This is a genomic window from Stenotrophomonas sp. SKA14 (genome assembly GCF_000158575.1).
In the GTDB taxonomy this organism is placed as follows: domain Bacteria; phylum Pseudomonadota; class Gammaproteobacteria; order Xanthomonadales; family Xanthomonadaceae; genus Stenotrophomonas; species Stenotrophomonas forensis.
The window spans coordinates 2,236,034-2,242,823 of sequence record NZ_DS999412.1 but is presented as its reverse complement, the minus strand read 5'-3'; the positions used below and the strand labels follow the sequence as shown (position 1 = coordinate 2,242,823).

Below are 6,790 nucleotides of genomic sequence, written 5' to 3'. Positions count from 1 at the left end.
CGGCCAAGCGCGGCTTTTGCTTGTGAGCCTGACCGCCACGAGGGGCTCCGCCGTTGGCCGGAACCCCCGCGACAAACCCGCGCACGTGCGCAATCCCCACGAACGGCGGACAATGGCGGCCTCAGGCGGCCCGCCGTGCCGCCCTCCCGCTTTCTGCTGCAAGGATTCCCCCATGGCCGCCCGCAAGTCCTCCGCCCCCCTGATCGAAGTCACCGCCCGCCCCGGCCAGCCGCTGGGCATGGCCCCGGCCACCTTCCTGCGCGACTTCTGGCAGAAGCGCCCGCTGCTGATCCGCAATGCCTTCCCGGATTTCCAGACCCCGGTGCAACCGGAAGACCTGGCGGGCCTGGCCTGCGAAGAAGGCGTGCTGGCGCGCCTGATCGAACATGACAAGGCCCAGGATGGCTGGCGCGTGCGCACCGGCCCGTTCCAGGAAGACGTCTTCCCCGCCCTGCCCGACCACGACTGGACCCTGCTGGTGCAGGACGTGGACAAGTGGGACAAGGACGTGCGCGCGCTGATCGAGCATTTCAGCTTCCTGCCGCGCTGGCGCATGGATGACGTGATGATCAGCTTCGCTGCCACCGGTGGCTCGGTTGGCGCGCACGTCGACCAGTACGACGTGTTCCTGCTGCAGGCCCATGGCCATCGCCGCTGGCAGATCGACGCCAGCGAATCGATCAAGGGCAAGCAGCCACCGCTGGGCTTCCGTCCGGACGTGGAACTGAAGCTGCTGAAGGTGTTCAAGCCGACCCACGACTGGGTGCTGGCGCCCGGTGACATGCTGTACCTGCCGCCGAACGTGCCGCACCACGGCGTGGCTGAAGACCCGTGCCTGACCTTCTCGTTCGGCATGCGCGCGCCGTCCTCGGCCGAGCTGATCAGCGATTACCTGGATACCCTGATCGCCGATGCCGACGAGAACATCCGCTACCAGGATGCCGACCTGAAAGTCCCGGCCGACCCGAACGAGATCGACACCGTGGCGATGGCCCGGGTGATCACCGCGCTCAATGCCATCCGAATGAACGACCCGGACAAGCTGGGCGACTGGTTCGGCCGCTTCATCACCACCTACCGCGCCGCCGGCGAAGTGATGGCCCACCAGGCCGCACCGGCAGCGGAAGAAGTGGTCCAGGCCCTGGCTTCGGGCCTGCTGCTGCAGCGCCACCCGTGGGCACGCCTGGCCTGGCGTCGGGCCAAGCGCGGTGCCAGCCTCTACGTCAGCGGCCAGGACTTCGCGCTGCCGGTGAAGGACGCGCAGCGCCTGGCCGGTGCCGAGCAGCTCGACGCCGCGGCCTATCGCGGCCTGTCCGACAAGGGCCGTGCCGTGGTTCAGCGGCTGCTGGTCGGCGGCGTGTTCCAGCTGATCGACCCCAACGAGCTGTATGACGCCGAAGACGAGGACGACGGCGAGGACAGCGTGGTGCTGGGCGAGGTGGTCGAAGGCCGTGACCGCGTGGATGCGATCGACGACGACGCGGTGTCCGACGATGTCCACACCGTGACCGTGCACGACGACGGCATCGAGGTCATCGTCAACTTCGAGGACGACGAGGAAGACGACAGCGATACCGGCCGCGCCTGAGCCATCGCGATGATCCGGGTCCAGCAGGTCAGCCACGCCGACGCCCACGTTGCGATCCATGACGTGCGCCAGCGCGTGTTCGTGCAGGAACAGGGCATCGCCGCCGAGCTGGAACGCGATGCGCTGGACCCGGTCAGCGCCCATGTGCTGGCGCTGGATGCCGACGGCGAACCCGTCGGCACCGGCCGGCTGACCCCGGATGGACGCATCGGCCGCATGGCGGTGCTGGCCAGCCATCGCAGCCATGGGGTCGGCCAGGCGCTGCTGGAGGCTCTGGTCGAGGCCGGGCGCCGGCTCGGCCTGGCCGAACTGCACCTGCACGCCCAGCTGCCAGCCCGGGCGTTCTATGCCCGCCAGGGTTTCCTGCCCGAGGGCGATGTGTTTGAAGAAGCGGGCATCGGCCACCAGCAGATGCGCCGCCGGCTGGGCGCGGCCAGCGCCATCGACAGCCGCGCCGAAGCAGTGGACATCACCACCGCCATCGTCCATCGCGCCCGTCGCCAGCTGTGGCTGCACAGCCGCCAGCTGGACCCGGGCCTGCTCGACACTCCGCCCGTGCAGGCCGCCCTGCGCCGATTCGTCACCGCCCGCCACGACAAGCAGCTGCGGGTGATCGTGCACGATGCGGCGGCGATCGCCTCGGCCGGAGCGCCCCTGCTGGCGCTGGCCCAGCGCCTGCCCAGCGTGATCCAGATCCGCGAGGTGTCCGACCCGATCGACCGTGCGCTGGCCTCGGCGTGCATGCTCAACGATGCCGGCGACTTCTACTTTCGTCTGATCGGCCACCGCCTCGACGGCGAGGCCGGCATCGCGCTACCGGCACGTTCGCAGCCGTTCGAGCAGCAATTGCAGCGTGTCTGGGACCGTTCGCGCGATTGCAGCGAACTTCGCGCGCTCGGCCTCTGAGCGGAGCGGGCTGCCTCAACCTGTCTGGAAGCGGCACCGGTGGACCTGCGATGCCTCGGGCGGCGCCCCTTCGTGTCCGGTTGGGGGTACAATTTGGCTGTTTGAACGCGCCCGCGCAGGGCTATTCATCTTCCTGCCGGGTCCTTCTGAAGCCATACCCCACAAAGCGAATCAACACCCTCCATCGTGGACAATCAACTGAAGCAGTTTGCGCAATCTTCGCAACTCGCCGGCGGCAACGCCTCCTATGTCGAGGACCTGTACGAGCAGTACCTGGTCTCCCCGGATAGTGTCGATCCCAAATGGAAAACCTACTTCGACGGCTTCAAGGGCCGCGAAGCAGGTGACATTCCGCACTCGGCCGTCATCTCCCACATTGCGGACGCGGCCAAGGATGCGCTGAAAGCCGGCACCGGCAACGGTGCGGGCGACGAGCGTGAGCGCAATGTCGGTCGTCTGATCACCGCCTACCGCTCGCGCGGCCATCTGGACGCCCGCCTGGACCCGCTGGGCCTGACCACGCCGGTCAACACCCCGGACCTGGGCCTGCCGTTCCACAGCCTGTCCGATGGCGACCTCAACAGCGAATTCAGCACCGGCGGCGTCGGTGGCCAGCCGCGCATGAAGCTGCGCGACCTGCTGGCGCGCCTGAAGGCGACCTACACCGGCTCGATCGGTGCGGAGTTCATGCACATCTCCGAGGTCGAGCAGCGCCAGTGGATCTACAAGAAGCTGGAAGCGGCCGGCGGCAACTACCAGCTGGACGCTGACACCCAGCGCCGCACCCTGGAGCGCCTGACCGCGGCCGAGGGCCTGGAACGCTACCTGCACACCAAGTACGTCGGCCAGAAGCGCTTCTCGCTGGAAGGCGGCGACTCGCTGATCCCGATGATGGACACCATCATCCGCAGCGCCGGCAAGGATGGCGTCAAGGACGTGGTGATCGGCATGGCCCACCGCGGCCGCCTGAACGTGCTGGTCAACACCCTGGGCAAGAACCCGCGCAAGCTGTTCGACGAATTCGAAGGCAAGTTCGAGCACGACGAGCACGCCTCGGCCGGTGACGTGAAGTACCACATGGGCTTCTCGGCCGACGTCGCCACCGACGGCGGCCCGGTGCACCTGGCGCTGGCTTTCAACCCCTCGCACCTGGAAATCGCCGACCCGGTCGTGGCCGGTTCCGTGCGTTCGCGCCAGGAGCGCCGCAAGGACACCGCGCGCAAGCAGGTGATGCCGATCCTGATCCACGGCGACGCGGCCTTCTCCGGCCAGGGCGTGGTCATGGAACTGTTCCAGATGTCGCAGGCCCGCGGCTTCGCCGTCGGCGGCACCGTGCACATCGTGGTCAACAACCAGGTCGGTTTCACCACCTCCAACCCGCTGGATACGCGCTCCACGCGCTATGCCACCGACGTGGCGAAGATGATCGCCGCTCCGGTGCTGCACGTGAACGGTGATGATCCGGAAGCGGTGGTGTTCGCCGCACAGCTGGCCTTCGAGTTCCGCCAGACGTTCGCCAAGGACGTGGTCATCGACCTGATGTGCTACCGCCGTTGGGGCCACAACGAGGCCGACGAGCCGGCGATCACCCAGCCGCTGATGTACCAGGTGATCCGCAAGCACGCCACCACCCGCGAGATGTACGCCGAGCAGCTGGAAAAGGCGGGCGTGATCGCCGCTGGCGCCGGCAAGGCGATGGTCGATGCCTACCGCGAGAAGCTGGACGCCGGTGAAGTGACCACCGAATTGGCCAAGGTCGAGAAGACCCCGCCGAGCAGCCCGCTGTTCGTCGATTGGCCGAAGCTGCTGGAAGGCAAGCTGTCCGATCCGGTCTCGACCAAGGTCGAGAAGAACAAGCTGGTCGAGCTGGCCAAGCTGATCAACACCGTGCCGGACGAAGTGCAGCTGCACTCGCGCGTGGCCAAGGTCTACGACGACCGCCGCAAGATGGCCGCCGGCGAGATCCCGGGCGACTGGGGCTTTGCCGAGAACCTGGCCTACGCCACCCTGCTCGACGAAGGCCATGCACTGCGCCTGGTCGGCCAGGACGTCGGCCGCGGTACGTTCACGCACCGCCACGCGATCCTGCACGACCAGAAGACCGACAACTACTACATGCCGCTGCGGCAGCTGGTGGATTCGCCGGAAAAGGCCACCGTCATCGATTCGCTGCTGAGCGAAGAAGCGGTGATGGCCTACGAGTACGGCTTCTCCACCACCGATCCGAACACGCTGTGCATCTGGGAAGGCCAGTTCGGCGACTTCGCCAACGGCGCCCAGGTGGTGATCGACCAGTTCATCGCCGCCGGTGAAGCCAAGTGGGGCCGTATTTCCGGCCTGACCCTGCTGCTGCCGCATGGTTATGAAGGGCAAGGCCCGGAACACAGCTCGGCGCGCCTGGAGCGCTTCCTGCAGCTGTGCGCGCTGGAGAACATGCTGGTGGTGGTGCCGTCGACCCCGGCACAGGCCTTCCACATGCTGCGCCGCCAGCTGCACCTGACCACCCGCAAGCCGCTGGTGGTGATGTCGCCGAAGTCGCTGCTGCGCCACAAGCTGGCCGTGTCGACCCTGGACGAACTGGCCAACGGCGAGTTCCAGCACCTGATCGGCGACGCAAACGCGGACGCCAAGAAGGTCAAGCGCGTGGTGCTGTGCTCGGGCAAGGTCTACTACGACCTGCTGGAAGACCAGACCAAGCGTGGCCAGGACGACGTGGCGATCATCCGCGTGGAGCAGCTGTATCCGTTCCCGCGTGCGCTGCTGGCCGCCGAACTGAAGAAGTACGGCAAGGCCACCGACGTGGTGTGGACGCAGGAAGAACCGCAGAACCAGGGTGCGTGGTACCAGATCCGCCACCACCTGCAGTTCTGCCTGGCCGATGGCCAGAACCTGCACTACGCCGGTCGCGCACGTTCGGCTTCGCCGGCTGCCGGTCACATGGCTGACCACGTCCGCGAACAGCAGCAGCTGGTCGCCGACGCACTGGTCAACCCGTTCAACGACACGTTCGCTGAATAATCCTCCCCCTATTTAGAAGACAAACCAGGAAGCTCCCGCAATGGCCACCGAAGTCAAAGCCCCGGTACTGCCCGAATCCGTCGCCGACGGCACCATCGCCACCTGGCACAAGAAGGTGGGCGACGCCGTCAAGCGCGACGAAAACCTGCTTGACCTGGAAACCGACAAGGTCGTCCTGGAAGTGCCGTCGCCGGTCGACGGCGTGCTCAAGGAAATCAAGTTCGCCGAAGGCTCGACCGTGACCTCCAGCCAGGTCGTGGCGATCATCGAAGAAGGCGCCGTGGCCGCTGCCCCGGCCCCGGCCGCTGAAGAGAAGAAGGCTGAGGCCGCGCCGGCCGCTGCGGCTCCGGCGGCTGCTGCCGCTCCGGCTCCGGCTGCCAAGTCGGCCGCCGACGCGCTGCCGCCGGGCGCCCGCTTCACCGCCATCACTGAAGGCGTGAACCCGGCCGACGTCGACGGCACCGGCCGCCGCGGCGCGGTGACCAAGGAAGACATCGTCAACTTCGCCCGCAACGGCGGCGCTGGCAAGGCCGGTGGCGCACGTCCGGAAGAGCGCGTGCCGATGACCCGCATCCGCAAGCGCATCGCCGAGCGCCTGATGGAGTCGAAGAACTCGACCGCCATGCTGACCACCTTCAACGAAGTCGACCTGTCCAAGGTGTCGGCGGCGCGCAAGGAACTGCAGGACGAGTTCGTCAAGGCCCACGGCATCAAGCTGGGCTTCATGAGCTTCTTCGTGAAGGCCGCCGCCAACGCGCTGCAGCGCTTCCCGCTGGTCAACGCCTCGATCGACGGCGACGACATCATCTACCACGGCTACTCGGACATCTCGATCGCCGTCTCGACCGAGAAGGGCCTGGTCACCCCGGTCCTGCGCAACGTCGAGCGCATGTCGTTCGCCGACATCGAGAAGACCATCGCCGACTACGCCAAGAAGGCGCGTGACGGCAAGCTGAGCCTGGAAGAACTGCAGGGTGGCACCTTCACCGTGACCAACGGCGGCACCTTCGGTTCGCTGCTGTCGACCCCGATCATCAACCCGCCGCAGAGCGCCATCCTGGGCATGCACGCCATCAAGGAGCGTCCGATCGCCCAGAACGGCCAGGTCGTGATCGCGCCGATGATGTACCTGGCGCTGTCCTACGACCACCGCATCATCGACGGCAAGGATTCGGTGCAGTTCCTGGTGGACATCAAGAACCAGCTGGAAAACCCGGGCCGCATGCTGTTCGGCCTGTAAGACACCTCCCGCCCCTCCGCGCCTGCGCGGAGGGGTTC

4 protein-coding genes are annotated in these 6,790 nt (G+C 67.0%); all 4 read left to right on the top strand.

The genetic code is table 11. The annotated features are described in order from the left end of the window. The first annotated feature begins 172 nt into the window (after positions 1 to 172). The 4 genes from SSKA14_RS10220 (at position 173) to sucB (ending at position 6,752) form a co-directional block, all read left to right on the top strand. Entirely contained in the window at positions 173 to 1,588 is a 1,416-nt protein-coding gene (locus tag SSKA14_RS10220; RefSeq protein WP_008264599.1) for a cupin domain-containing protein, read from the top strand. 9 nt (positions 1,589 to 1,597) lie between these two features. After that, the gene (locus SSKA14_RS10215) at positions 1,598 to 2,494 is read left to right on the top strand and encodes a GNAT family N-acetyltransferase (RefSeq protein ID WP_008267892.1); all 897 of its coding nucleotides are present in this window, start codon (positions 1,598 to 1,600) and stop codon (positions 2,492 to 2,494) included. 186 nt (positions 2,495 to 2,680) lie between these two features. Continuing rightward, complete coding sequence (locus tag SSKA14_RS10210; RefSeq protein ID WP_006453251.1) at positions 2,681 to 5,512, top strand: 2-oxoglutarate dehydrogenase E1 component; 2,832 nt, start codon at positions 2,681 to 2,683, stop codon at positions 5,510 to 5,512. 40 nt (positions 5,513 to 5,552) lie between these two features. Then, complete coding sequence (gene sucB, locus SSKA14_RS10205) at positions 5,553 to 6,752, top strand: dihydrolipoyllysine-residue succinyltransferase (protein WP_008265271.1); 1,200 nt, start codon at positions 5,553 to 5,555, stop codon at positions 6,750 to 6,752. The last annotated feature ends 38 nt before the right edge of the window (positions 6,753 to 6,790 follow it).